Genomic DNA, 25,872 nt, shown 5'->3' with positions numbered 1-25,872 from the left:
CACAGTGCGGGCGGGCTTCGGTAAAGCATGCCACACAAAATGTTCCTATCAGTCGCCAAGAGGGAAGCCACATGGCAGATGTGAAATCGGATATCGAAATTGCCCGAGCGGCGAAAAAGCAGCCGATCATTGCCATCGGCGAAAAGCTCCGGATTTCGTCCGACGATATCATTCCATATGGTCATGACAAGGCGAAGATCAGCGCCGATTTCATTGCCTCACTTGAGGGCAAAAGAGACGGCAAGTTGATCCTCGTTACGGCAATCAACCCGACGCCGGCAGGCGAAGGGAAAACGACGACGACAGTTGGTCTTGGCGACGGACTGAACCGGATCGGAAAAAAGGCGGTCATCTGCGTGCGCGAGCCGTCGCTCGGCCCCTGTTTCGGCGTCAAGGGCGGGGCGGCCGGCGGCGGCTATGCGCAGGTCGTGCCGATGGAGGATATCAATCTCCATTTCACCGGCGATTTCCATGCGATCACGTCTGCGCATAATCTGCTTTCGGCGATGATCGACAATCACGTCTATTGGGGCAACGAGCTCAATATCGATATCCGTCGCATCACCTGGCGGCGGGTGATGGACATGAACGACCGGGCGCTGCGCGAAATCGTCATGTCGCTCGGCGGTGCGAAAAACGGGTATCCGCGCGAAGGCGGCTTCGACATCACGGTTGCCTCCGAAGTCATGGCTATCCTGTGTCTTGCCGAAAACCTCAGCGATCTCGAGCGCCGGCTCGGCCAGATCGTCATCGGTTATCGCTTCGACCGCTCACCGGTCTATGCGCGTGACCTGAAGGCCGACAAGGCGATGGCGGTGCTCCTGAAAGACGCGATGCAGCCGAACATGGTGCAGACGCTGGAAAACAATCCGGCACTCGTGCATGGCGGTCCGTTCGCCAATATCGCTCATGGCTGCAACTCTGTGATCGCTACCAAGGCGGCGCTCAAGCTTGGCGATTACGTCGTGACGGAAGCCGGTTTCGGGGCGGATCTCGGGGCGGAGAAATTCTTCGACATCAAGTGCCGTCAGGCGGGCCTGAAACCCGATGCGGCCGTCATCGTCGCGACCATCCGGGCGCTGAAGATGAATGGCGGGGTGAGGAAGGAAGATCTTTCTGCCGAGAATATCGAGGCGCTGGTGCGCGGGTGCGCCAATCTCGGCCGGCATGTCGCCAATGTGCGCAAGTTCGGCGTACCGGTGGTCGTCGCCATCAATCACTTCATTTCGGATACGGATGCCGAGATCGCCGCGATCAAGGATTATGTCGACAGGCTGGGCGCCGATGCGATCGTCTGCCGCCATTGGGCAGAAGGGTCGGCGGGTATCGAGGAACTGGCCTACAAGGTGGTCGAGCTCGCCGATGGCGGACAGGCAAAGTTCCAGCCGCTTTATCCGGACGAGACGCCGCTGTTCGACAAGATCCAGACGGTCGCATCGAAAATCTATCATGCGGGCGAGGTGACTGCCGACAAGGCGGTGCGGGATCAACTGAAGGCGTGGGAGGAGCAGGGTTATGGCAATCTGCCGGTCTGCATCGCCAAGACCCAGTATTCCTTCTCTACCGATCCGACCCTTCGTGGCGCGCCGGAGGGGCATGTCGTGCATGTTCGCGAGGTGAGGCTTTCCGCCGGTGCGGGCTTTATCGTGGCGATCACCGGCGAAATCATGACCATGCCCGGTCTGCCGCGGTCGCCATCCGCCGAACGGATCTTTCTCAATGACGAGGGGCAGATCGAGGGCCTGTTCTGATAATATTGTTCAGGTCGATTGCCGTTTGAAACGAATATATCAAGCTGTGGGAAATCATCGCGGGAACCTGAGCTTGAATTTGGAATTGATGATGCGCAGGATGGGCAAAACCGATCCTCGTTCATTTCGTGCGGAGAGTTTCATGTCGATCGTATTTGGGAAATATTCTCTGTCCATCGCCGCAGTCATGGTGTTTGGCGCTGCCGCTGTATTGCCGGCCGGTGCGGCCGATCTCGTTCGGGGCTATTATCCACCGACGGCAAAAAGCCAGCGGCATTATGTTCGCACCGCTTATGCCAATGAGGAATGCGGTCTGTTGAAGGTCACGCAATCCGGATATTCGCGGATCGTCCGCATATGTTCGCCGGTGCTCGATCTGAGGCCTGCTCCGACGAGAGGCACTTCGAGCGGCGATGCCGGCAATGGATCGTCCTTCACTGTTACGCAGCAGTAAGCCCCTTTACCGGCAATAGCGATAACCACCGTTTCGCTCGAGGATGTCCAAGTGAAGATGGTCTTCGTGCGATGCGTCACTGCCCGGTGACAGGACGGTGGTGAAGTGCAGGCATGCTCCGGCAGTGGCGGTGCGCTGGAATGCGCCTTCCAGCGTCGAATCTTCCGTTCTCGGTTTCATCTCGATCTTTTCGCCATTGTCGAGCTTGAAGGCTGCAACATCATAGGCGTTGCCGCGAGCGTGTTCGGAAATCTTTCCGGTTGATGCACTGTTTCTTAAACGGCACTGGTAGGTAGAGCCGGGTACGAGGCCGACGATCTTGCGGCCCGGCATGGCGATGGTCATGGCGGGCTGGACCGTGTCTTTCAGCCAGTGGGCCATGGTAAGCGCCGTCTTGCAGCGCATGGTCGCGCCGCCGAGATCGACGCCGGGCAAGACTTCCGCCACATCGATCGGATGCTCGATGCCGCAGCCATTGCCGTCGTCGATAGGATCGTTGGTTCCGAATTTTGCACCGATCGCCTTCAGGTCAGCAAGGCAAGCCTGCAGCTCCTGTGGATCCTCTTTTACAAGAGGCGGGGGAGGCGGTGTCTCGGCCTTTTCCGTTTCGCCTGCCTCATCCTGCTTGCCGTCAGGTTCTGTTTCAGCCTGAGCGGGTTGTTTCTCTGCTGGCTTCTCCGGTGATCCGGGTTCGGCGCCGTCCGATCTGGCGGCCGCGGTGTCGGTTTCGGGCTTGGGAAGCGGTGTGGGAACCTCGGCCTCGCGCGTCGGTTCGGTGGCGGTCGAGGGTTGTTCGACGACTGGGGGCTTGGTTTGGTCTTCGGTCTCCGGCTTTGCAGGTGAAGAAGCGGCTTTCTCGTCGGGCTTGGCGAGGTCGGACTGCGCCGGTTTGTTTTCAGCGCTATTCGTCTCGGGTGGCGCTGCCTGTTCTTCGGACTTCCGGTTTTCGGCCTCGCCCAGTTTGTCCGCAGGCAAAGGCGTCTCGGGCGTCGCCTGCTGTGCGGTTTCGGCCGGTTTTTGAATGGGTAAGGGAACGGATGCGAGCGGTGGCGGTTTGGGGATGGCATTGCGCGACGTGTTGCGGCTACGGGTTCTCGCCTTCTCCCTGGTCGAAGACTGTTTGCGAATGCCGGTATCCTTGAGGAAGCGGTCGATGACGTTGACCTCGACGATTTCGGCGCTCCTGCCCGGCAGGGCCGGCCGTTCGGGCGGTAAGGCTGCACCAAGCATGAGAGGTGCGGCAAGCGCGATGAGTAAGGTTGACCGCTTCATTCCCTGTCTGTCCTCCGGGCCGGTTCTGCACTGTGCTTCGGCGCAACGGATGCCGGGCGAGAGGGGCAACGCGGATCGACCTGTTTTGGTCGCATCACAGGACAATATTTTTGTGCTTGCGCGGTATGTCCTGCCACGCTAACAATTCCGCCCATGACGATTTCGATGAACAACAACGGTAACTGGTGGTGGGCACGCTAACGCGGCCTTGACCAGTCATGTCCATCGACAAGACCAGACCAAGCCGCCCGAGAACCGAGGCGGCTTTTTTATTGGCCGCTTTGCGGGAACCGGGCGAACCAGATCGAAGAGGCAAGGGCATTACAATGGTGACGATCATTCGCGAGGACGGTTCCGAGACCTACGAGACGCGAGGCGGCATAACCGTCAGCCGGGCTCGCCGTCCGGCGGAATATGCAACGGCAATCTCGTCTTATGTCGACAGGCTGGACGAGCGCCGCGGTGCTGTCTTCTCGTCGAACTATGAATATCCGGGCCGTTACACGCGCTGGGACACGGCGATCGTCGACCCGCCGCTCGGGATCACCTGCAATGGCCGCAAGGTGTGGATCGAGGCCTATAACGAGCGTGGCGAAGTCCTGCTCGGCTTCGTTGCCGACAGGCTCGCCGGTGTCGAGGACCTGACGCTTGGCGAGCGGACAACCCGCCGCCTCGACCTCACAGTTAACCAGCCCTCTCGCGTGTTTACCGAGGAAGAACGTTCGAAGATGCCGACGGTGTTTACCGTTTTGCGCGCAATCGTCGATCTTTTCTATTCCGAAGCCGACTCTGCGATTGGCCTGTTCGGCGCCTTTGGCTACGATCTTGCCTTCCAGTTCGACGCGATCAAGCTTGCCATGCAGCGGCCGGAAGACCAGCGCGACATGGTTCTGTTCCTTCCCGACGAGATCCTCGTCGTCGACCACCATGCGGCCAAGGCCTGGATCGACCGCTACGATTTCGCCACGGGTGGAGTGACGACCGAGGGCAAGGGCCAGGACATCGCGCCCGATCCGTTCGTGCGCACGACGGTGACGCCGCCGAAGGGCGATCACAAGCCGGGTGAATATGCCAAGCTCGTCACCGAGGCGAAGGAGAGCTTTCGTCGCGGCGATCTGTTCGAAGTGGTTCCCGGCCAGAAATTCATGGAACGGTGCGACAGCAAACCTTCGGAGATTTCCAACCGGCTGAAGGCTATCAACCCGTCGCCCTATTCCTTCTTCATCAATCTCGGCAACCAGGAATATCTGATCGGCGCATCGCCGGAAATGTTCGTGCGCGTGTCGGGCCGCCGGATCGAGACCTGCCCGATTTCCGGGACGATCAAGCGCGGCGAAGATGCGATTTCCGATAGCGAGCAGATCCTCAAGCTGTTGAATTCGAAGAAGGACGAGTCGGAGCTGACGATGTGCTCCGACGTCGACAGAAACGACAAGAGCCGCGTCTGCGAGCCGGGTTCGGTAAAGGTGATCGGTCGCCGGCAGATCGAGATGTATTCGCGGCTCATCCACACCGTCGACCATATCGAGGGCCGCCTTCGGCCGGACATGGATGCGTTCGACGGGTTCCTCTCCCACGCATGGGCCGTCACCGTGACCGGTGCGCCGAAACTGTGGGCGATGCGCTTCATCGAAAGCCACGAGCGCAGCCCGCGCGCATGGTATGGTGGGGCGATCGGCATGGTCGGCTTCAATGGCGACATGAATACGGGCCTGACGCTCAGGACCATTCGCGTCAAGGACGGGATTGCCGAAGTGCGCGCCGGGGCGACATTGCTCAACGATTCGAACCCTGAAGAGGAAGAAGCAGAAACCGAACTGAAGGCATCGGCCATGATTTCAGCCATTCGCGATGCGCGCGCCGGCAATTCCGGCAAGGTTTCCCGCGATGTTGCCCGTGTGGGCGAGGGGGTGAAGATCCTGCTCGTCGACCACGAGGACAGTTTTGTTCATACGCTCGCCAACTATTTCCGCCAGACGGGGGCGACGGTTTCCACCGTGCGCACGCCAGTGCCGGACGAGGTGTTCGACCGGATCGATCCCGATCTCGTCGTGCTGTCGCCCGGACCGGGCAATCCGAAGGATTTCGACTGCAAGGCGACGATCAAGGCGGCGCGGGCGAAGAACCTGCCGATTTTTGGTGTGTGCCTTGGCCTGCAGGCGCTGGCTGAAGCTTATGGCGGTCAGCTTCGGCACCTCGCCATTCCAATGCACGGCAAGCCGTCGCGTATAAGAGTGCTGGAGCCGGGGATCGTCTTCTCCGGCCTTTCGAAGGAAGTGACGGTCGGCCGTTATCATTCGATCTTTGCCGATCCGGCGACGCTCGACCGCGATTTCATCATCACCGCGGAAAGCGAGGATGGCACGATCATGGGCATAGAGCATGCCAAGGAACCGATCGCTGCCGTGCAATTCCACCCGGAATCGATCATGACGCTCGGCGGCGATGCCGGGATGCGGATGATCGAGAATGTCGTGGCGCATCTGGCGCGCAAGCGTGAGACGAAGGCGGCTTGATATGACTGATGCAATCCGTATCGAGCCGATACGGGAAGATCATGTCGAGGGGTTTCGCGATGCCCTCGACATCGTGGCGAGTGAACGGAAATACCTGATCTTTCTCGAGGCACCGCCGATCGAGGCGATGCTGGCCTTCGTTAGGGGCAATATCGCCGGCGGTCATCCGCACATGGTGGCCGTGGCGGACGGCAAGGTCGTAGGATGGTGCGATATAAGGCGTGGGAGCCGGGATGCCGAGGCGCATTGCGGCACGCTCGGCATGGGCATCATTCCCGGTTATCGCGACCGTGGGCTCGGCAGGCGGCTGATTACCGCCGTGCTCGATGCCGCAAGGGCGGCTGGCCTGCATCGGGTGGAGCTCAACGCACACGCGGACAATTTTCGTGCCATCGCTCTTTACGAGCGGGTGGGCTTCGAGCACGAGGGAATTGCCCGCCATGCGGTCAGGATCGACGGGCATTATATCGACAGCGTCAAAATGGCGTTGCTCTTCGAGTGACAGTAACTCGGCGGCCTGATGATGTTTCGTTGTTGGGCCGGACTTGGCTCAGCCAGGTGACAGGCCCATGGCGCGCGTGGTCTCGTTGAAGATGCCGAGGCGCGCCTCGATGACCGCGATCTTTTCCGGCGTATCGGCACAGGACGTTTCAATGTCGATGAACAGCTGCTCGTAGCCGCCCGGTGTCACTATGGCAAACATCTGGCCCGGCTCGTTGCTTATGTTTTTCCAGCTGTGCCGGACGTGGGGTGGCAGGGCCACCACCGTGCCGGGTGGCGCATCGAACTCTTCCTCGCCGCACTGAAAGAGGTAGTGGCCGCGGACTACGCGGAAAATCTCGGTTTCGCGCGTGTGCATATGCGGAGCAGGACCTTGGCCGGGCGGCGTAAAGGTTTCCCACATGCCAAAGGCGCCGTTGGTTTCGGCTGCCGTGGCATGAATGACGATCTTCGCGCCGAACGGTGTTTTTGCTATCCGCTCATCGTCCGGGCGAGACACGATCGCCGTCTGAAAGATCGACATGCCTGCCTCCTTTGCTCGTGCCTCTTTTATCATGGAGCTGACTGGCGGTTAATCCTTGCGTTTGACGACCCGAAAATTCATGTCGCTGCGGATGGCAAAGCCGAGCGAGCGGTAGAGGCCGACAGCGCCTTCGTTGTGCTTGTAGGCATGGAGATAAACGGTTTCTCCGCCGGCAGAAATCTCGCCGGCGACGAAGCGCAGCATCAGTTTGCCGAGACCCTTGCCCTGGCAGTCCGGGTGGACGCAGAGGCCGCTCAATTCGGCAAAGCCAGGCTGGCGCATGCGCTGGCCGCCCATGGCGACGAGCCTGCCATCGATGCTGATACCCCAGAAGGTGCCGAGCGACTGCGCCTTCAGCGTGAAGGGGCCGGGCTTGGTCAGCGTCGCAAGCGCCAGCATATCGGCTGCATCCTCTTCGCCCAGTTTTACGATGCGAGGGTCTTCGATACGCTCGAACGGCTTGTCGGCCAGCATCTGCACCAGCGTGGCATCGATGATGGTCTCAAAACCGGGAAGGGCGGGGATCGGCCCCGCTTCTACGAGAGCCATGTTTTCGCTGGCCAACGGCAGGACCGTGATTGCGGCGATGCTTTCCGACGTATCGTCCTGCATCGCGGCGAAGGGCACGATTGAGGGGGCGTAACGTTTGGCGCGCGGGGTGCCTTCGGCGAAGGCCGAATGGACGGTGGCCAGTGCGTTCCAGGCTGGGCGATCGAGGAGATGGGTCATTTCGTTTCCTTGTCTTTATTCATGCGCTCGATCAGCGGGCGGTGCTTGAGGCCGTCTTCGATGGATGCGAGTTGCTCCAGGAAGGAGCCGTCGAGATCGGTGCAAAGGTTTCTGACGGCGGCTTCGACGCCCGGCCAGACCTCGCGGGTGGAATAGTCGACGAGATCCTGTCCTGCCTTGGTCAGCGAGACCTGCTTGCGGCGCTGGTCTCCATCGCTGACGGACAGGTCGAGCAATCCTGCCTCCGCCAACTGGCCGATCGTGCGCGTGGCGCCCGGCTGCGATATGCCAATGACATCGGCAAGTTCCCCGACCGTCAGCGGCCCGTTGCGGTCGATCGCTGCAAGAAAGGGATAATGTGCTGCAGGCAAATCGATGCCATGCTGCTGCATGATCAGCTGGGTATTGGCCTGCACCATTTCCCCGAGGCGGCGAAGCCTCGTTCCCAAGGTAAGGTAACCGAAGTCTTTGACGATGTCGTGAGGCATGCATACCTCTCCATAATATTGTATAACGCATTATATAAATGGTTATGTTTTCTTGCAAGGAGATTTGATCCTGAAAGCGCTTTGACAAAACCGACGCTCTGCGGCATATGCTCACTCATCCGAAACCGCTGCTGCGAGACCGCTCGCCGTGGCGGTTTCGTCGTTTCAGGGCATGGCTTCTGCAAGTCATTCTCACCAGCAAAAAGGCGTCTGGATAATGGCGCAGCGAATGAAGGACAAACCGGTGAACACGGCGCTTAACAAAGATCGAGCCATCATCGAGCGGCTCGCATTCTGGGGTATTCCCATCTCGATCGGGGTGATGGGGCTCAAGATGCTGGCTTGGTGGGTGACGGGTTCCGTGGCGCTGCTTTCCGACGGCATGGAATCGCTGGTCAATGTCACGGCCGCATTCATTGCGTATTTCGTCATCCGATACGCGCAGCGGCCGGCCGATCACGACCACCAGTTCGGCCATCATAAGGCGGAATATATCTCGGCGGTTGTCGAGGGTGTGTTGATCATCGTTGCTGCTATCCTGATCATTCAGGAGGCCTGGGGTGCACTCTTCTCGCCGGAAGTCATGCAGGCACCATGGCTGGGGCTTGCGATCAACGCCGTCGCGGGCGTCATCAACGCCATCTGGGCGACGATCCTGATTCGGGTCGGGACGGCACATCGTTCTCCAGCACTGGCGGCTGATGGTCATCACATCATGTCGGACGTGGTGACGTCGGCGGGTGTCTTTGTCGGTCTGATCCTCGCGGTTGTTACCGGTTACGCGATCCTCGATCCGCTGCTGGCCATTCTCGTTGCGATCAACATTCTCTGGCAGGGATACAAGGTGATCTCGCATTCACTTGGCGGGTTGATGGACAAGGCGCTGGAGCCGGATGAAGAAGCGGCGGTGCGCGATGCGATCACGGCGCATTCGGCTGGTGCGCTCGGGGTTCATGACCTCAGATCCCGGCGGGCAGGAGCGGCCGCCTTCATCGATTTTCATCTGGTTGTACCGGCTTCGATGACGGTAGGCGAGGCACATGATATCTGCGACCGCTTGGAAGATGCGATCAAAGAGGCTATTCCCGGCGCCACACTGGCCATTCATGTGGAGCCCGAAGGTGAGCGCGCCCATGGACAGAAGGTCGAAGTCGAAGGACATACAAGCCTGGAAGGAATGGGCGAATGACGATGACGGATGTCAGCGGGCTGTCGCAGCTCGGAAAACAGGTAGACGCACCGAAGAGCCCGGAAGACGCCGTGCTGGAGCGTGTGCCGAACAGCAACCAGGGCATGGATTACGTGACGCGCTTCACCGCGCCGGAATTCACTTCGCTCTGCCCGATGACCGGCCAGCCGGATTTCGCCCATATCGTCATCGACTATATTCCCGATGCCTATCTGGTCGAATCCAAGTCGCTGAAGCTGTTTCTGACCTCGTTCCGCAATCACGGCGCCTTCCACGAGGATTGCTCGGTCTATATCGCCAAGCGGCTGGTCGAATTGCTTCAGCCGAAATGGCTGAGGATCGGCGCTTACTGGTATCCGCGCGGTGGCATTCCGATCGACGTGTTCTGGCAGACGGGCGCCGTGCCGGAAGGCGTGTGGCTGCCGGATCAGGGCGTACCGACCTATCGCGGACGTGGGTGAAGAACGGTCCGGGGCAGCCGGAGCAATCGATCCAGTGAATCGATTGCAGTGACGAACGCACCGAGCCAAAGCGAGGGGCTGGGATAGGCTGCCGCATTGGCGGAATAAGAAAGCGCCGGAGCATCACTGCCCGGCGCTTTCTCGTTGGTGGCTTCATCGATCAAACGTCGAAGCTATCGTCGTTACTGTCGAAGTCGCCATTGTCCTGATCGGCATCGTCATTCGAATAGCCGGCCTGCTGCCAGGCGTCGTTGTCATTGTCGTTGGTGCCATCGTCCGACTTGTCCGATGCCTCGCGTATCGCGTCGTCGCCATAATAGTTGTTGACGACGGTCTCCTCGACTGCCAGCTGCTCGGAGGCACCGAAGGAGCTGGCGCCGGAGAGCGGGTTGCCGAGACCTGCGCCCGCCATGTGGTTGCTGAAAATGCCTGACAACGAATTGGCAAGCAGCATGCCGCCGGCGACCCCGGCTGCGGTGCCGAGTGCGCCGGTGAGAAAGCTGCTGCCGGCTGACGGTCCGCGGGAGGGGCCGCTGCTCCATGGCCCGTATGGTTGAGGGGCGGATGCCTGTGCGCCATAGGGTGGAGGAGGAGCGCGGTAACCATCGTCATAACCGCGAGGGCCTTCGTATGTCGGACGAGCGCCCCACGGACCGGAGGTTGGAGCGGACGATTGCTGGACTGGCGCCTGGGCACGAGATTGCTGCGATCCGAAGATCGAGCTGAGGAAGCCTCCGCCCTGTTCCGCCTGGCGATTTTCTCCCTGCGCGGCTTCCAGCTCATGGACGCGGTCTTCCAGCTCCCGGATACGGTTGGATGCCGCTTCCAGCCCCTTTTCCTGAACAACAACCGCCTGGGCCAGGTAATAGGTCGCGTAGGGCTGTTTGCGGGTTTCCTGATCGATCAAGTCTTCCGCATCCCGATCCCGCGGTGTTGCCGAGGCGGTACGGACGCGTTCGAACAGAGAATTGAGAAGCTGGCGTTCTTCCGGTGACATTCTTGCCTCCTTGGGCATTTGGGCTGTCCAAGGAGGTAAGCGGCGATTGCGGCATTTCAAATCGCCGCAAGATTAAATCTCGGTAATGCGCAACTCTCTGTTTGGTGCGATTGCGAAGGCAGAACAGGGTTCAACCTTTGCCGGAATTGCTTCAGCCCCCAAATGCGAGCGACAGGCCGAGAAGGGCGGTGATGCCGCCGAGAATGCGGGCGACATAAGGGCTGAAACGCGAGATGCCGAGGCCTGCGGCAATGCCGGCGAGGTGCAAAAACGCAGTTGCAATGACAAAGCCGGCGCCGAACTGGAATGCGCCTGCAGAACCGAGTTCACCGCCATGGGCATGGCCGTGGAAAAGAGCGAAGACGGCGACGATTGCAGCACAAACGGCTGTCGGCAGGCGAACGGCGATGGCGACAACTAGGCCGAGGGCGATGACGGAGGCCAAGATCGCGGGTTCTACGAAGGGAAGTTCAATGCCCAACAATGCGAGGGCAAAGCCGATCGCCATCGTGCCGACGAATGCCGAGGGAACGATCCAGAGCGCCTTCCTGTTGCCACCTTGAGAAATCTGGGCAGCCCAAAGTCCGACCGCGACCATAACGAGGATGTGGTCCATGCCGAAAAGCGGGTGCGAGAAGCCGGCCATGAAGGAGCCGTGCTCTTCCGGATTGAGATGGGCAAAGGCGGGTGCTGTCGCTGTGGCAAAAATGGCGGCGGAGAGCGAAAGGCGTCTAAACATTATGGTCCCCTCAGATTCTGTCTGACTTTAAAATATGATCGAAGATAGGGCGCAGAGCTTTCCGATGTCCACCACAATTGCCAACTGGTCGCCGAAGGTTTCTACGTCATTCACCTTATAGGCGGCCTTAGTCGTGGCTTGCTGCCACTCTCCATTGTTTTGTGGCCGCGAACACATTATGTCCGATGTTATGAATCCCATGCAGGAGACACTGACTGTGCTGAACGACGAAGACGACAACGACGACAAGACCAAGGAATTGCCGCTCGGCAAGGAAACAGAGGCGAATCTTTTCAAGTCGCGCTCGATCTTCATCTACGGTCCGATTACCCAGGAACTGGCGCAGAAGGTCAACACGCAGCTCGTTGCGCTCTCCGCAGCCAGCGACGAAGATATTCGCATCTATGTGAACTCCCCCGGCGGCCACGTCGAATCGGGCGATTCCATCCATGACATGATCAAGTTCATCAAGCCGAAGGTCTGGGTTATCGGAACCGGCTGGGTGGCTTCCGCAGGCGCGCTGATCTATGCAGCCGCGGCGAAGGAACGCCGTATCTCGCTGCCGAACACGCGCTTCCTCATCCATCAACCGTCCGGCGGCACGCGCGGCATGGCATCCGATATCGAGATCCAGGCACGCGAAATCGTCAAGATGAACGAGCGCCTGATCAAGATCTTTGCCAAGGCCACCGGCCAGACCGAAGAGAAGATCGCCAAGGACATCGACCGCGATTACTGGCTCTCTGCAGAGGAAGCCGTCTCCTACGGTCTGGTCTCGAAGATCGTCACATCTCAGAGCGAAATCTGAGATAGCGCTTCGGATCATTGAAACAGAAAGCCCCGCCAGCTTGCCGCTGGCGGGGCTTTTGTGTTCAAGGTTTGCAAATCTTTCATCTTGCAAGATTGGAGCCGGAGGGCGCCTAAATGGCTTGCCTGCACGGTTACCCGTCGGCACATTGCCGCGCTTGCCAGTTTTCGACGAAGGTTATGAACTCGGCAGCGGCAAGGGGCTTGGAAAAAGCGTAACCCTGCAAGACGTGGCATCCGAGGCCGCGCAGGATTTCAATATGTTTGCCGGTCTCCACGCCCTCGGCAACAATCTCGATATCCTGCGACCTTCCGATTTCGATGATGGAGGCGACAAGTCTGCGCTGGGATGCAGAATCCTCGATCGGCGAGATCAATTTGCGGTCTATCTTCAATCGCTTCGGCCCCAGCTCGATCAGGCTCACGATCGAGGCGTGACCGGTGCCAAAGTCGTCGATTTCGATGTCGATACCGAGCGACTTAAGCCGAGTGATTGCCGTACGCAGGTCTTCATCGTGGTCATCGAATGAGATGGATTCCAGAAGCTCGAAAGACAGGCTGCCCGGAGAAAACTGCAGGTCTGCCAGCCGGTCGAACATGCGGCCGTCCTTTATTCTCTGCGCCGATATGTTGACCGAAAGATGCGGCACATCCAGACCGAGCGCCTTCCAGCGAACGGACTGGAAGAGCGCCTTTTCAAGAATCACAGCATCAAGATCGGCTGCGCGATTCAGGCTTTCGGCAATATCGAGAAAGCGATCAGGTGCAAGAGTGCCGCGTTGCGGGTGTTGCCATCGCGCGAGTGCCTCGACGCCGACGATCTGCAACGTCCGTGCATCAAACTGGGGTTGGAAATAAGGGACGATCTGATCGTGCTCCAGTGCCGTCAGGAACTCGTCCGACATCGTTTTACGAAGCACCGCAGCCATACGCAGTTCGTCGGAAAAGATCTCGAAGCGGTTGCGCCCGCGTTTCTTGGCTTCGTAGAGCGCAATGTCCGCATTGACGAGAAGTTCGCGAGGCTCCTCCATCGATGCCGTCTGGCAGGATATTCCTGCGCTGCAGCCGATACGGCACTTGTGGCCGCCGATTTCGATCGGCCGGGCAAGTGACCTGACGATTGCCTGCGCAAGTTCGCGCGATCGACGTTCGACGCAAGGGCCGCTGGTGGCGATGACGAATTCGTCACCGCCTACGCGTGAGGCGAATTCATCCGGTGTGACAAGGTCGAGGAGGCGTGCTGTCGTCTGCCTCAAAACCTCGTCACCAGCGGCGTGGCCGAACGTGTCGTTGACTTCCTTGAAACGGTCGAGGTCCACGTGGATGAAGGCCAATCGATGGCTCTTTTCCGCCTTGCCGCTACCTGCTTCCATGAACTGGTCCAGAAATCGCCGGTTGGGGAGGCCGGTCAGGGCATCATGGAGAGATTGATGTTCAAGCGTCCGCCGCGTTGCTCTGAGCTGGGCATTCTGTTCTTCTGCACGAGAACGCGCCTCGCGCAATTCTGCTTGCAGCAGCATATCCTTGGTCACATCCCAATTCGCACCCACGATCCGCATTTCGCGGCCTGCCGTGCTATAGACCCTGCCATTTGCACGGATGTATCTTATCTCTCCGGTCGGAGACACGATGCGGAATTGAGTTATGTAAGGAACGCCTTCGGCCACCGTCTGGAGCAGTTCTTCCTGTGCGGCTTGAATGTCGTCCGGGTGGATCGCTTTTTTCCAGTCTTCATAGAAAAATGCGTCCCGATCCGGTGAGCCATAGTACATTTCGCGCATCCGACGATCCCAGATAAGCTTTCCGGATTCGGGATGATATTCCCACACGCCAATGCCGGAGGAGTCGAGGGCAAGGCCGAGGCGATGTGAGACTTCCTCCAGTTCCTCCTCACTCTGCTGCAGTATGATGAGATTACGGTGCCGCTGCCTCATCAGCAAACCAGCCCATATCAGCGGCGCAATGATGCCGATGGCAACCATGGCGGCGTAGATCCGGGATACGAAAATTGCCGGTGGTTCCTGAAGCCATCCCCCTTTGGGGACCGCGGCAAGGTACCATGTGTCGTATCCGAGTTCGATGCGCGTACGCACCGCGTCGTCGACGAAGACTGCGGGATCGCCCACAAAGACATCCTTGACGGAGGGTTGCGGTCGGCGCGCGATAGCTATGTTGAGCGTCTGTTGGTCGGAGTTTATATTGCTGTCCCGATACAAGCGCTCGGCATCGATCACGGCCGAGACAACACCCCAGAAATGACCGTTTCCAATAGAAAATACCGGATAGCGTGCCAGCAGGCCGTGCCCGCCCTGCATGAGCTTCACCGGACCTGCAATTGTGGTCTTGCGCCGTTTTATGGCTTCGAAAACAGAGCCGGACTGTTTCGGGTTGGCGTTATAGTCCTGCCCGATCAATTGCTTGTTTTCATCGAATGGATAAACGTTCTGCACCACGAGGTTTGGAGCCGCTACGACGTTTCGCAATTGCGACGGGACACTGAAGATACGTTCAGACAGGGCGCTGAATTGCGCTTGGGTCATATTCGGATTGGCGGCGATTGCTGCAACAAGTCCCTGAATGAGGTTTACGTTGCCGTGAATTTGTGTTTCCAGGCGAGCGGAAACCTGCGCAAGGCGCTCGGAGGCAACAAGTCTTTGTTCTGCCAGAAAGCGCTCATGCTCTTCGTTGTCCGATTGAACAAATCCGATGGCGACTGCAGCAATGACAACGATTGCGGGAATAAAATAGCTCAGGCCAAAAGCCTTCTGGATCGGCCGCATCGATTTGTCCGAATGAGAAAAAGTAGCCATCGAATATTCCGGTCTCATGATGGCAAAGAGTTGCAGAGAAACTTTAATATTATGCTTTTCTAACCGTCATTTGGCGTGAAATATGGTCACTTTACTGTAGACTGAATATCGCTTCAGTGATTGTCTGCATCCATTCCGTGTTTTGTTTTTCGCTGCGCGCTACAGTTTATGGACTGGACCGTGCAAACCCAGAGGCGCATACTTTCCTGCCGGGAGGTTTGGCGATGAAGGACGACGGATACAATCAGTTTTGCCCGATCGCCAAAGCCTGCGAACTTATCGAGCCGCGCTGGACATTGCTGCTGCTTTCCGAAATGTGGTCCGGCTCAACGCATTTCAACGAAATCCGCCGCGGCGTGCCCGGTATGTCGCCGACGCTGATGTCCAAGCGACTTAAGCAAATGGAGGTGAGCGGGCTGGTGACCCGCTCGGCAAACGAGCGGACCGGCGAGATCACCTATATCACCACCAGGATTGCAGACGAACTTGGCCCTATCGTTCGGGAGCTTGGTCGCTGGGCACACCGGAATGTCGACGCCGATGTGACGCTCGAAAATCTCGATGCGCGGCTTTTGATGTGGAATATGCGCCGCAAGATCGATGCCGAAGCGCTGCCCAAGCGCAGGCGCAGCGTTATCGAGTTCAATTACCCCGAGTTGCCTCGGGAGGAACGTCACTATTGGCTGGTCAACAAGCCGGGGCAGCCGATCGACCTTTGCCTGATCGATCCGGGTTACGACGTCGATCTCTATGTCACCGCCGAACTGAAGGCGATGACGGCGGCGTGGATGGGGCTTTCGGGCCTGAAGGCGGAGATTGAACAGGGGCGAATTTCATTGATCGGCGACGCAGACATCGCCTCGCGGATTGATGACTGGATGGTGCGCAGTTCTTTTGCCACCTGCTGATCCGGTGCATTTTCTGTATCGGGTCCGGTTCATTTTCTACACTGGAGCAACCGGCATAGACTGAAGCATCCTCCAATTATTGCCCGCGTCATCGGGCTCTTCGACATGGGAGGAAAGACAATGCAGACAGCAAATCTGGACCTTGCGCATCCCGCCGCGCCAGCGGGAGCGGATTTCAACGCGGTCAAGGCGCGCCAGCAAGGCGCCTGGGCTTCGGGCAATTACGCGGTCGTCGGCACGACCCTGCAGATCGTCGGCGAGAGGCTTTGCGAGGCGCTTGATCTGAGGGCCGGCGAAACGGTGCTGGATGTCGCTGCCGGAAACGGCAATGCGACGCTCGCAGCGGCACGGCGTTGGTGCATCGTCAGCTCGACCGATTACGTGCCGACGCTTCTGGAACAGGGCAGGCGGCGCGCCGAGGCGGAAGGGCTCAGCGTCAATTTTCAGACGGCCGATGCCGAGGCGCTACCCTTTGCCGATAATCACTTCGATGTCGTGCTTTCCACGTTCGGGGTGATGTTCACGCCGGACCAGGAAAAAGCGGCTTCTGAATTGCTGAGGGTTTGCCGCAGGGGAGGGCGTATTGGTCTTGCGAACTGGACGCCGGACAGTTTTATCGGGCAGGTGTTCAAGACGATCGGGCGGCACGTGCTGCCTCCGGCAGGCCTGCGCCCACCGTCGCTATGGGGGACAACCGATCGATTGAACGAACTGTTCGGGTCTGTGGCAGGCGTTTCCGCAAGCCGGGAGACTTTCGTCTTCCGCTACCGTTCTCCAGGCCACTGGGTCGAGGTGTTCCGCACCTGGTACGGGCCGGTACACAAGGCTTTCAGTGCCTTACCAACAGAGAAGCAGGCCGTTCTGGAAAGAGACCTGCTTGACCTCATCGAAAGCTTCAATCGGGCTGAGGATGGGACGATGGTAGTACCCAGTGACTATCTCGAGGTCATCATCGCGAAGCGTTGATGACCGGCGGGCCGGCGTCTGCAAACGAGGATGCAGGCGTTTACGGCGCCGTGTGCCGATTGCGGTGCACGGCGCCGGCCAGCTGTTCCAATTGCGCACAGGTGTTTCAATTCGATAAGAAAAGGCTGCCTGTTAGGCCGGGCTTAACTGTGTAGCCCGTTTGTCCGGGAAAATGACGCGTTATTGAAAATCTGAGCGGGTGAGGCTGTTAGGCTGTGGGTGGGAGGAACTTGGAGGATAGCCACTCAAACAGGAGCAGTTTCAATGACGAACTCCATTTCGAATGCGCTTGGTGTCGCACTTTATTACAGCGCAGGCTCGACAGCCTGGTTTTCCGCAACGGGCTCCGGACCGATCCAGTACGGGACCGCAGGCAATGACTCCATGTGGGGCGACAGTTCCGTCAACGTCACGATGACGGGTGGAACCGGTGACGACATCTACTATCTCTATTCCAGCATCAATCGGGCTGAGGAAAAGCCTGGCGAAGGTGTGGACACGATTGATACCTGGATGAGTTACACTCTTCCGGAGAATTTCGAGAATCTGCGGGTAACCGGCGACAACCGTTATGCTTTCGGTAATTCCGCCGACAATATCATCCGAGGCGGATCGACCCGCCAGACGATCGATGGCGGGGCAGGAAACGATGTGCTGATCGGTGGCGGTGGCGCCGATACGTTTATTATTTCCAAGGGCAACGGGACCGATCTCATTACCGACTTCAGCGGCGATGATACGATCCGGCTCGATGGTTACGGCGTCACGTCATTCGATCAGCTGATCAGTCAATCCTCCCAGCAGGGGACGAATCTCTGGCTCAATCTGGGCAATGGCGAAAGCGTCGTCTTGGCCAATACGACAGCTGACGATCTCAGCGCCGACCAGTTCGAACTCAACCTCGATCGATCGAACCTGACGCTCACCTTCAACGACGACTTCAATTCGCTTTCCCTGTACGATGGTCAGGACGGTGTGTGGGAAGCGAAATACTGGTGGGCGCCTGAAAAGGGGGCTTCGCTGCATACCAATGGCGAGCAGCAATGGTACGTCAATCCTCTATACGGACCGACAGCGTCAGCAAATCCGTTCTCGGTGACAGACGGCGTTTTGACGATCCGGGCAGAACAGACTCCCGATGCGCTTTCCGGCGAAGTCGAAGGTTACGACTACACGTCCGGCATGCTGACGACCCATGCGTCCTTCGCGCAGACCTACGGCTATTTCGAAATCCGCGCCGACATGCCGGACGAGCAGGGGGCATGGCCCGCCTTCTGGCTGTTGCCCGAGGACGGTTCGTGGCCGCCGGAACTGGACGTGATCGAAATGCGCGGACAAGACCCGAATACCTTGATCCTTTCGGCTCATTCGAACGAAACCGGTAAGCAGACTTCGGTCATCAACAACGTTGCGGTGGCCGATACGGAAGGGTTTCACACCTACGGTTTGTTGTGGGACGAGGATCACATCACCTGGTATTTCGACGATGTAGCGGTGGCGCAGACGGATACTCCCGACGACATGCACGATCCGATGTACATGATCGTCAACCTGGCGATCGGCGGCATGGCGGGCACACCTTCGGATGGGCTGCCCGACGGGTCAGAAATGAACATCGACTATATCCGCGCCTATTCGCTCGATGACCTAGAGGCAACGAATGCCGGATCCGCTGCACAAACCAGCGAGTGGCTTCTCTGACCGTGTTTGTCTTCGGCGAACGGTTTTGACGTGACGAGGCTTGCAAGGGGCTGAGGATTTTGATCTGCAGGGATCAGATTTTCACCCTTTACCAGGCCTTTCGGATACCCATGCTCAAGGACTTTTCTCCCTCGACGCTGACGATGGGGCTGCTGACAGCCTTTGTCGGTTTCGTCAGCTCCTTTGCCGTCATCATGCAGGGCCTTCAGGCGATGGGCGCATCGCCTGAAGAGATTGCGTCGGCGCTGCTGGCCGTCTGCATTGCGCAAAGCGTGCTCACGGTGTTTTTTTCGCTTCGCCACCGGATGCCGATCATGATGGCCTGGACAACACCCGGCGGTGCGCTTCTGGCGGCGACCGGCGCGATCGAGGGCGGGTTTCCTGCGGCGGTCGGGGCCTTCGTGCTTTGCGGCGTGATGATCACGCTTTCCGGCCTGTTCCGGCCGCTCGGGCAGATGATCCGCAAGATCCCGGCGCCGATTGCCAATGCGATGCTGGCCGGCATTCTGTTGAGCCTTTGCCTTGCGCCGGTGAAGGCCGTCGCCTTCAATGCTGCGCTCGGGCTTCCGATCGTGCTGACCTGGATGGTCGTGGTCTCGCGCTGGCGGCTCTGGGCGGTGCCGGCGGCGCTCGGTGCCTTCGCGCTTGTGCTGGTCTTCGGCGTCGATCTGCCCGATGACGTGTTCGGCCAGATTGGCGCTGCGATCCATCCGAACCTGATCTGGGTGCCGCCTCTCTTCACCTGGCACGGATTTATCTCGGTGGGGTTGCCGCTGTTCATCGTCACCATGGCATCGCAGAATATTCCGGGCATCGCGATCCTGAAGGCACATCACTATGAGCCGCCGCCGGGACCGCTGTTCGCCTCGACCGGCATATTCTCGACCATCATCGCTTTCTTCGGTAGCGTGCCGGTGAACCTTGCGGCAATCACGGCGGCGATGTGCGCCAGCGAGGACGCGCATCCCGACCCCAAGCGGCGCTATTGGGCAGCCGTTATCGGCGGAGCGACCTATACGGTGCTCGGGCTGATCGCCGGGGGGATTATCGCCTTCGTCTCGATGGCACCACCGATTCTGTTGCAGGCGGTCGCGGGCCTCGGATTGATCGGCGCATTTTCGAATGCAGCCTTTGCTGCATGGCGCGAGCCCGAGACCCGCGAAGCCGCTGCGATCACCTTCCTCGTCACTGCTTCGGGCGCCACATTTGCCGGGATTTCCGGGGCTTTCTGGGGGCTTGTGGCCGGTGCCGTGATGATCGGCCTTTCTAAGGTGATGAAGAAATCCGCCTGACCGGAGGCGTACCGGAAGCGCGAAAGCCGTTCTTGCCGGATGGCTGATGTATCGCTATACATCTCCCCATGACCATGACAGGCGCGATCATGTTTGACCGTTTTGCCGCCCGCAGCACCGCTGCCGGGGCAACGGTTTTCGCGCCTCTCTCGCTTCTTAGCCTCGACCTTACACTCGGTTGCCGGGTCCGTTGAGGAGCGCCCGGCGGCCGAAAAGCCAGCCGGCGTAAGTGCTCCTCGCATCAAATCCCAGATAATGAAACCGGACCACAAGAGGTCCAAAATCCGCAGTCGGATGGTCGAGAACGGCATCGAGCCAAAATGCTCCTGCGGATGCGAGTGAAGGACGAAGACATGGACAACAAGATTTCCGCATCGGTAAAAGGCATGCAGTCCGCAGGCGTGAAGTATCGCGCCTATCCGACGATCAACATTCCGGACCGCACTTGGCCGTCGAAGGCGATCGAGAAGGCGCCGATCTGGTGTTCGGTCGACCTGCGCGATGGCAACCAGTCGCTGGTCAACCCGATGGGGCATGACCGCAAGGCGCGGATGTTCAAGCTGCTGCTCGACATGGGCTTCAAGGAAATCGAGATCGGCTTCCCGTCCGCATCGCAGACCGATTTCGATTTCGCCCGCTGGTGCGTGGAAGAGGGCGGCGTACCGGAGGACGTGTCGCTGCAGGTGCTGGTGCAGTGCCGGCCGGAGCTGATCACCCGCACGTTCGAATCGCTGGAAGGCGCGCACAAGCCGATCATCCATTTCTACAACTCGACGTCCGAACTGCAGCGCCGGGTGGTGTTCGGCAAGGATGTGCACGGTATCAAGCAGATTGCCGTCGATGCCGCAAAGATGATCACCGACATGGCGGCGAAGGCCGGCGGCGGTTATCGTTTCGAATATTCCCCGGAAAGCTTTACCGGTACCGAGCTGGATGTGGCTCTGGAGATCTGCAATGCGGTGATCGAGGTGGTGAAGCCGACGGCCGACAACAAGCTGATCCTCAACCTGCCGTCGACCGTGGAAATGGCGACGCCGAACATCTATGCCGACCAGATCGAATGGATGTGCCGCAATATCGACAACCGTGAGAACGTCATCATCTCGGTTCATCCGCATAACGACCGCGGTACCGGCATTGCCGCGACCGAGTTGGCATTGATGGCGGGTGCGGATCGCGTCGAAGGCACGCTGTTCGGCAATGGCGAGCGCACCGGCAATGTCGACGTCGTGACGCTGGCGCTGAACATGTTCACGCAGGGCATCGATCCGGAACTGGATTGCTCCGATATCGAGCGGATCAAGGAGGTCTACGAATATTCCAACGAGATGGTCATTCCTGAACGCCATCCTTACGTCGGCGAGCTGGTCTATACCGCGTTTTCCGGCTCGCACCAGGATGCGATCAACAAGGGGATGAAGGCGATCAAGGTGGCCAACCATCCGGTATGGGAAGTGCCCTACCTGCCGATCGACCCGCAGGATGTCGGTCGTTCCTATGAGGCGATCATCCGCATCAACTCGCAATCGGGCAAGGGGGGGATCGCCTATATCCTGAGCCAGGATTACGGCCTGAACCTGCCGCGCAACCTGCAGGTGGAATTCCGCGAGGACATCCAGCGGATCACCGATGAAGAGGGCAAGGAACTGTCTTCGAAGCGCATCCACGAGCGCTTTATGGAGCGTTATGTGGAGCAGTCTGGTGCGCGTCTGAAGTTCGTCGATCACCACACATATCCGTCCGAGCCTCACCACAAGGGCGTGCGGGTCGTTGCGGCGGAGATTATCGACAATGGCGAGACCAAGCGCATCGAAGGCAAGGGAACCGGGCCGATCGACGGGTTCATCAATGCGCTGTCGATCTATCTCGGCATCGACCTGTCGGTGAATGATTATTCCGAGCACTCGCTGCAGCACGGCTCGAACGCTTCGGCTATCGCCTATGTCGAGATGCAGCATCCGGGTGGCAAGCTGTTCGGTGCCGGCGTCAACACGAATATCGTCACGGCCTCGCTCGATGCGATCGTTTCCGCGGCAAACCGGGTGTTGGAGGAGGGGGCTCGCTAAGCCCTCTCGTTCCGCATTAAATCAAAAGGCCGCTGCGGTTTCCCGCAGCGGCCTTTTTGTTGAGCTTGAATGGTCGTCAGATGAGACCGGCAGCCTTTGCGGCGATCTCGTCGAGATCGGCGGCCGAAGACGGAGCGACGATCACATAGGTCGCAAGCGGGGTGCTCCAGGATACGAGGCTGGTGTCGAGGCGGATGTCCTCAATCGGCTTGGTCGTTTCTGGCCGCGCTCTTGAGAAGGTCAAGGCCAGAATGTCGCCTTCATTGTCGCCGGTGGTGCGGCGATAGAAAAGTACGCCGGTCGGGGTGTTTTCAGCGGTGACCAGACGTGCGCCGACGAAGGCAAGCCCGCTATCGGTGAGGTCCGGAATGCGGAAGCCGACGCCGGTGCCGGTGGTCAGCCATTCAAGGATATCGGCCGGCCTGTCCGCGCCGATTTCCACCAGCCGGTTCTGCTGGCGGCTGTAGAGGCGGAAATGGGAAACGATATCGTCCAACCAGTCGCGTTGCTGGAATGCCGGGCTTGCCAATGCTTGCGGCGCGTGAGAGCCATCCGGTCGAGCGCCGATCATGTAGCCCAGGCTGCCGCCAACCAAGAGCGTCAGGGCGCAGGCCGACAGAGCCTGCAGGCCCGAAGGACGAAAGGCCCGGTTGCGGCGGGAGGATCCCGGAAGCCGTACCGCCTTGCGGGGAAGGGGGGCGTTCTTGATGCTGCGGACGAGATCGAGCGGCACCGGCTCCTTGAGCATTTCTTCGAGAAGAAGTCGGCCGGTCTGGCTGCCGCGTTTCAAATCGTCGTGCAGTGCGCGGGCATGCGGATCGTTGACGAGCAGGGATTCGATATCCTGACGCTCCGTATCAGACACCTGGCTATCGACAAACGCGGAAAGACGACGTTCCATCGCCGATGGCTCCTTATTTGCCATAGTCACGCTCTCTTTTCCGCAAAACCAGGCGGTTGGGAGGAAAGTGCCAATCGTGCGGCACAAAGGCGTGATGAGACCAGTTCCGGCGTGACGCCGAGGATCGATGCTGCCTCAGAATAATCGAAACCTTCGACATCAACGAGAAGTAGCGTACTTGCCAGACCCTCAGGCATGCCGAGGAACGCCTTGGATTCACAGCCGCTAACGCCAGTTGCTTCGGCATTCTGCTTTGAGAGCGGTTCCTGGCGGTTGCGTTTGCGAAGCTCGTCGCTCCAGCCGATCCTGATCTGATTGAACACCCAGCTTTCCAACCGGCATTCGCCTTTCCAGTGATGGCTTTTGAGAATGACGCGGGCAGAGACTTCGCGCAGGAGAGTGTCCGCTGCATTCGCATCTCCGGTCAGCGTCTGGGCGAACCGCCGCAGCCGCGGCAGCAAAGCCACAAGGTCACGACGGATATCGGTTGAAACTGCTGGCGGATTCATCAGAGGAATATGGCCTTTTTGCTCTCATTCGAATGAATGCGTGAAGGTACTAACTATGAATCGATTGTGACGATTCTGCAACAAGCATCTCCTAACCTTGCAGAACTCTTGCTGCTTCCTCCACCGAGAACTGTAACGGTGCCTCACCGTAAAAGATCTTGGTCTCGTCGAGATGGATGCTGTCGCCGCTTTCGGTCAGTCCATAACGCTCGCAACTGAGGTTCCATGCTCCCGCCTTGCCGGACAGGTTGAAGAGGTTGTAGGCGGCGCGCGGCTTGTGTCCGCCGGGACCTTGCGAGGCCGAGGCGATGCCGACGACAGGCACCGGTCGATCATGGGTCTTCAGCCAGTAGACAGTGTTGAGATGTGTATGCCCATGCAGGATGAGTTCGGCGCCGCCGGTCGAAATGGCCGCGGCAAAGCGTCGGATGCCGATCATGCGTTTATGCGAGGAGGCAGCTCCCTGGATCGGTGGGTGATGGATCAGGACGACGCGGAACAGGCCTTCCTCGCCGGCCTTTTTCAAAAGATTGACTGTCTCGCGGGCCTGTCTGGGGCTGAAAAAGCCAGACGCGGAGAAGGGAGGCGTGGCGTTCGATGTCGAGCAGCCGATGATAGCCAGCGGCCCGCGCTGGCGATAGGTTGGGAATATATGGTCGTCTTTCGGCCACTCGCCCGGGTCATCATCGCTTTTGATGAACGGGTACCAGGCCGCGACCGATTTATCATGGGCACCGGGTACATAAGCGTCGTGGTTCCCGGGGACGACGGTCGTGTCTTCCGGATCTCCGATCGTGTCCAACCATTCCCTTGCCAGTCGGGTCTCGATCTTGGTCGCAAGATTGACCAGATCACCGGTGATGAAGAGCTGATCGGGATGGCGGGTCTTGAGATCGCTCAGCAAAAGATCGAGTGTATTGACGAACAGATGATTGCGCCGGTTTCGATGCCAGTTGATGAAGCCGGTGATACGCTTGGACATGAGTTCCCGAACCGACAGTTTCGGCAGTGGTCCCAGATGGATGTCGGAAATATGGGCGAATTTGAACATGGCCCAGACATAACGCACGAAACGGAAATTCGTTATGAAATTTACGCGAGCGGAGCGGAGAGCAGATGGGCGCTACCGGCATAGCTGAGATCGGGACATGGCGGACGCGTATCGTGGTCTGGCTGCTGCATCGTTTTTTCCTTGTTTCCCGCGGGATGACGATGGGTGTTCGCGCAGCCTGCTTCAACGCGCAGGGCGAAATTTTTCTGGTGCGTCATACCTATGTTCCGGGCTGGTATCTGCCGGGTGGCGGGATGGAACATCGCGAAACGGCGCTTGAGGCTTTGGTCAAGGAATTGCGAGAGGAGGGCAATCTGGTAATGACCGAAAAGCCCGATCTCGTGAACGTCTATTACAACCGCAGAGCCAGCAAGCGCGACCATGTGCTGTTTTACAGGGTCAATGTCGAGCAGACGGCACCGCGCCCGCCTGACCGGGAGATTGCCGAAAGCGGGTTCTTTGCGCTGGACGCGCTGCCGGAGGACGTGACGGATGCGACGCTCAGGCGGCTGCGAGAGTTGAGCGGAGAGGCCGAGCGCGGGGATTTCTGGTGACGGGCCTGATTATCCGCCGCCTCGGAGCGGTTGTCCGAGACGGTGGGTGATGATGTTGTGGGCTTGCGATTGGCGTCAGCTTTTCAGAGCCGTATTGCACAGGCTCCAGTAACCACCACCTTTCTGGATCCACTTGAGGTCGCCGAGCGTGCCGTCGTCTTTGTTCTTGTGATAGGTGTCGACGCAGGTCTTGAGCCGGGCCTTGGCAGGCGTCTCGCTCGAATATTTCTTGTCGATCGCATTCGGGAAAACGACGCTCTTCGGGGCCTTGGTTGTTGCCTTTGCCGGCTCCTTCTCTGTCGTCGCGGCAACTTCCTTGTCGTCGGCTGCGTCTTCGGCGGCAGCGTCTGCGCCGCAGAACTTGGCGCGGTAGTCGTTCCATTTGACGTCCTTGGCGGAACCGTCAGCCTTGGCGGCCTGATACTTGACGCTGCATTCCTTCATTGTGAGTGCGGACGCCGGCGTCACGAAAGCTGCAGAGGCGAGCAGAGCAAAGGATGCAAGAATGATGGTGCGATTGGTCATTGGGGCCTCCAGGTGCATAATTGCGATCGGGGACTATGAACCGGCCATTTGCGTTGTCAATAAATCTCTAAATTAGTAAAATTCAATCCAGTTTTGCGGCCCGGCCCATGTCGACGGTCTCTCAAGGCGAATATCTTTGTCGCGGCCAGGCGACCGGTCGGT

24 protein-coding genes are annotated in these 25,872 nt (G+C 59.0%); 13 read left to right on the top strand and 11 right to left on the bottom strand.

The window, feature by feature from the left end; all coding sequences use genetic code 11:
* The first annotated feature begins 71 nt into the window (after positions 1–71).
* Together ACI3K0_RS02685 and ACI3K0_RS02680 are read left to right on the top strand one after the other, a co-directional pair.
* Entirely contained in the window at positions 72–1,751 is a 1,680-nt protein-coding gene (locus ACI3K0_RS02685) for a formate--tetrahydrofolate ligase (protein WP_183821356.1), read from the top strand.
* 142 nt (positions 1,752–1,893) lie between these two features.
* A complete protein-coding gene (locus tag ACI3K0_RS02680) occupies positions 1,894–2,205 on the top strand; it encodes a hypothetical protein (protein WP_183821357.1) in 312 nt (103 codons plus the stop codon).
* A 6-nt stretch (positions 2,206–2,211) separates the two neighbouring features.
* Here the strand turns inward: ACI3K0_RS02680 and ACI3K0_RS02675 are convergent, their stop codons facing one another.
* Positions 2,212–3,477: an extensin family protein gene (locus ACI3K0_RS02675; protein ID WP_404944865.1), complete on the bottom strand. Its 1,266-nt coding sequence runs from the start codon at positions 3,475–3,477 to the stop codon at positions 2,212–2,214.
* Positions 3,478–3,803: 326 nt separating this feature from the next.
* Here ACI3K0_RS02675 and ACI3K0_RS02670 point away from each other — a divergent pair, with 326 nt between their 5' ends.
* Positions 3,804–5,993 carry an anthranilate synthase gene (locus tag ACI3K0_RS02670; protein ID WP_183821359.1) on the top strand — a complete coding sequence of 730 codons (2,190 nt, stop codon included), beginning with the start codon at positions 3,804–3,806 and terminating at the stop codon, positions 5,991–5,993.
* 1 nt (position 5,994) lies between these two features.
* Positions 5,995–6,495 carry a GNAT family N-acetyltransferase gene (locus tag ACI3K0_RS02665; protein WP_404944864.1) on the top strand — a complete coding sequence of 167 codons (501 nt, stop codon included), beginning with the start codon at positions 5,995–5,997 and terminating at the stop codon, positions 6,493–6,495.
* 48 nt (positions 6,496–6,543) lie between these two features.
* Here the strand turns inward: ACI3K0_RS02665 and ACI3K0_RS02660 are convergent, their stop codons facing one another.
* Genes ACI3K0_RS02660 through ACI3K0_RS02650 form a run of 3 tightly spaced genes read right to left on the bottom strand, consistent with a single transcriptional unit; the run spans position 6,544 to position 8,234 of the window.
* Complete coding sequence (locus tag ACI3K0_RS02660) at positions 6,544–7,017, bottom strand: cupin domain-containing protein (protein ID WP_404944863.1); 474 nt, start codon at positions 7,015–7,017, stop codon at positions 6,544–6,546.
* Between the two features lie 48 nt (positions 7,018–7,065).
* Positions 7,066–7,746, bottom strand: a complete 681-nt coding sequence (locus ACI3K0_RS02655) for a GNAT family N-acetyltransferase (protein WP_404944862.1) — start codon at positions 7,744–7,746, stop codon at positions 7,066–7,068.
* Complete coding sequence (locus ACI3K0_RS02650; RefSeq protein WP_183821363.1) at positions 7,743–8,234, bottom strand: MarR family winged helix-turn-helix transcriptional regulator; 492 nt, start codon at positions 8,232–8,234, stop codon at positions 7,743–7,745. Before ACI3K0_RS02650 ends, ACI3K0_RS02655 begins: the two co-directional genes overlap by 4 nt.
* Positions 8,235–8,463: 229 nt before the next feature.
* Between ACI3K0_RS02650 and ACI3K0_RS02645 the strand changes: the two genes are divergently transcribed.
* Positions 8,464–9,423, top strand: a complete 960-nt coding sequence (locus tag ACI3K0_RS02645; RefSeq protein WP_404944861.1) for a cation diffusion facilitator family transporter — start codon at positions 8,464–8,466, stop codon at positions 9,421–9,423.
* Positions 9,420–9,884, top strand: coding sequence for a preQ(1) synthase (gene queF / locus ACI3K0_RS02640; RefSeq protein WP_404944860.1), 465 nt, complete (start codon positions 9,420–9,422; stop codon positions 9,882–9,884). The genes ACI3K0_RS02645 and queF overlap by 4 nt, the downstream gene beginning before the upstream one ends.
* 160 nt (positions 9,885–10,044) lie before the next feature.
* Here the strand turns inward: queF and ACI3K0_RS02635 are convergent, their stop codons facing one another.
* Together ACI3K0_RS02635 and ACI3K0_RS02630 are read right to left on the bottom strand one after the other, a co-directional pair.
* Positions 10,045–10,881 (bottom strand): DUF2076 domain-containing protein, encoded by an 837-nt coding sequence (locus ACI3K0_RS02635; RefSeq protein ID WP_404944859.1) that lies wholly within the window; start codon positions 10,879–10,881, stop codon positions 10,045–10,047.
* 151 nt (positions 10,882–11,032) lie between these two features.
* Positions 11,033–11,620 carry a HupE/UreJ family protein gene (locus tag ACI3K0_RS02630; protein ID WP_183821366.1) on the bottom strand — a complete coding sequence of 196 codons (588 nt, stop codon included), beginning with the start codon at positions 11,618–11,620 and terminating at the stop codon, positions 11,033–11,035.
* 178 nt (positions 11,621–11,798) lie between these two features.
* Between ACI3K0_RS02630 and ACI3K0_RS02625 the strand changes: the two genes are divergently transcribed.
* Positions 11,799–12,428, top strand: a complete 630-nt coding sequence (locus ACI3K0_RS02625) for an ATP-dependent Clp protease proteolytic subunit (RefSeq protein WP_246435729.1) — start codon at positions 11,799–11,801, stop codon at positions 12,426–12,428.
* A 133-nt stretch (positions 12,429–12,561) separates the two neighbouring features.
* On the opposite strand, the gene ACI3K0_RS02620 is transcribed toward ACI3K0_RS02625, so the two are convergent.
* Complete coding sequence (locus ACI3K0_RS02620; RefSeq protein ID WP_183821367.1) at positions 12,562–15,237, bottom strand: EAL domain-containing protein; 2,676 nt, start codon at positions 15,235–15,237, stop codon at positions 12,562–12,564.
* Between the two features lie 224 nt (positions 15,238–15,461).
* Here ACI3K0_RS02620 and ACI3K0_RS02615 point away from each other — a divergent pair, with 224 nt between their 5' ends.
* From ACI3K0_RS02615 to leuA, 5 genes are all read left to right on the top strand, one after another.
* Positions 15,462–16,145 carry a helix-turn-helix domain-containing protein gene (locus ACI3K0_RS02615; RefSeq protein ID WP_148145624.1) on the top strand — a complete coding sequence of 228 codons (684 nt, stop codon included), beginning with the start codon at positions 15,462–15,464 and terminating at the stop codon, positions 16,143–16,145.
* A gap of 120 nt (positions 16,146–16,265) precedes the next feature.
* Entirely contained in the window at positions 16,266–17,111 is an 846-nt protein-coding gene (locus tag ACI3K0_RS02610; RefSeq protein WP_183821368.1) for a class I SAM-dependent methyltransferase, read from the top strand.
* 264 nt (positions 17,112–17,375) lie between these two features.
* Positions 17,376–18,812 carry a family 16 glycosylhydrolase gene (locus tag ACI3K0_RS02605; RefSeq protein WP_183821369.1) on the top strand — a complete coding sequence of 479 codons (1,437 nt, stop codon included), beginning with the start codon at positions 17,376–17,378 and terminating at the stop codon, positions 18,810–18,812.
* 110 nt (positions 18,813–18,922) lie between these two features.
* Positions 18,923–20,104 (top strand): benzoate/H(+) symporter BenE family transporter, encoded by a 1,182-nt coding sequence (locus ACI3K0_RS02600; RefSeq protein WP_183821370.1) that lies wholly within the window; start codon positions 18,923–18,925, stop codon positions 20,102–20,104.
* A gap of 353 nt (positions 20,105–20,457) precedes the next feature.
* Positions 20,458–22,170 (top strand): 2-isopropylmalate synthase, encoded by a 1,713-nt coding sequence (gene leuA, locus ACI3K0_RS02595; protein WP_404944858.1) that lies wholly within the window; start codon positions 20,458–20,460, stop codon positions 22,168–22,170.
* Positions 22,171–22,246: 76 nt separating this feature from the next.
* On the opposite strand, the gene ACI3K0_RS02590 is transcribed toward leuA, so the two are convergent.
* The 3 genes from ACI3K0_RS02590 to ACI3K0_RS02580 all read right to left on the bottom strand — a co-directional run bounded on the left by ACI3K0_RS02590 (position 22,247) and on the right by ACI3K0_RS02580 (position 24,631).
* Complete coding sequence (locus ACI3K0_RS02590; protein ID WP_404944857.1) at positions 22,247–23,101, bottom strand: anti-sigma factor family protein; 855 nt, start codon at positions 23,099–23,101, stop codon at positions 22,247–22,249.
* Positions 23,098–23,580 carry a sigma factor-like helix-turn-helix DNA-binding protein gene (locus tag ACI3K0_RS02585; RefSeq protein WP_404944856.1) on the bottom strand — a complete coding sequence of 161 codons (483 nt, stop codon included), beginning with the start codon at positions 23,578–23,580 and terminating at the stop codon, positions 23,098–23,100. The genes ACI3K0_RS02590 and ACI3K0_RS02585 overlap by 4 nt, the downstream gene beginning before the upstream one ends.
* Before the next feature lie 91 nt (positions 23,581–23,671).
* Complete coding sequence (locus ACI3K0_RS02580) at positions 23,672–24,631, bottom strand: metallophosphoesterase family protein (RefSeq protein ID WP_404945108.1); 960 nt, start codon at positions 24,629–24,631, stop codon at positions 23,672–23,674.
* A 65-nt stretch (positions 24,632–24,696) separates the two neighbouring features.
* On the opposite strand from ACI3K0_RS02580, the gene ACI3K0_RS02575 reads away from it, so the two are divergent.
* Positions 24,697–25,185: an NUDIX domain-containing protein gene (locus ACI3K0_RS02575; protein WP_404944855.1), complete on the top strand. Its 489-nt coding sequence runs from the start codon at positions 24,697–24,699 to the stop codon at positions 25,183–25,185.
* 75 nt (positions 25,186–25,260) lie between these two features.
* On the opposite strand, the gene ACI3K0_RS02570 is transcribed toward ACI3K0_RS02575, so the two are convergent.
* Positions 25,261–25,710, bottom strand: coding sequence for a hypothetical protein (locus ACI3K0_RS02570; RefSeq protein WP_148145616.1), 450 nt, complete (start codon positions 25,708–25,710; stop codon positions 25,261–25,263).
* Between the last annotated feature and the right edge of the window lie 162 nt (positions 25,711–25,872).

The sequence above is a fragment of the Rhizobium sp. ZW T2_16 genome (genome assembly GCF_044987325.1).
Lineage (GTDB): Bacteria > Pseudomonadota > Alphaproteobacteria > Rhizobiales > Rhizobiaceae > Neorhizobium > Neorhizobium cellulosilyticum.
This window is presented reverse-complemented; position numbering and strand designations above follow the sequence as displayed.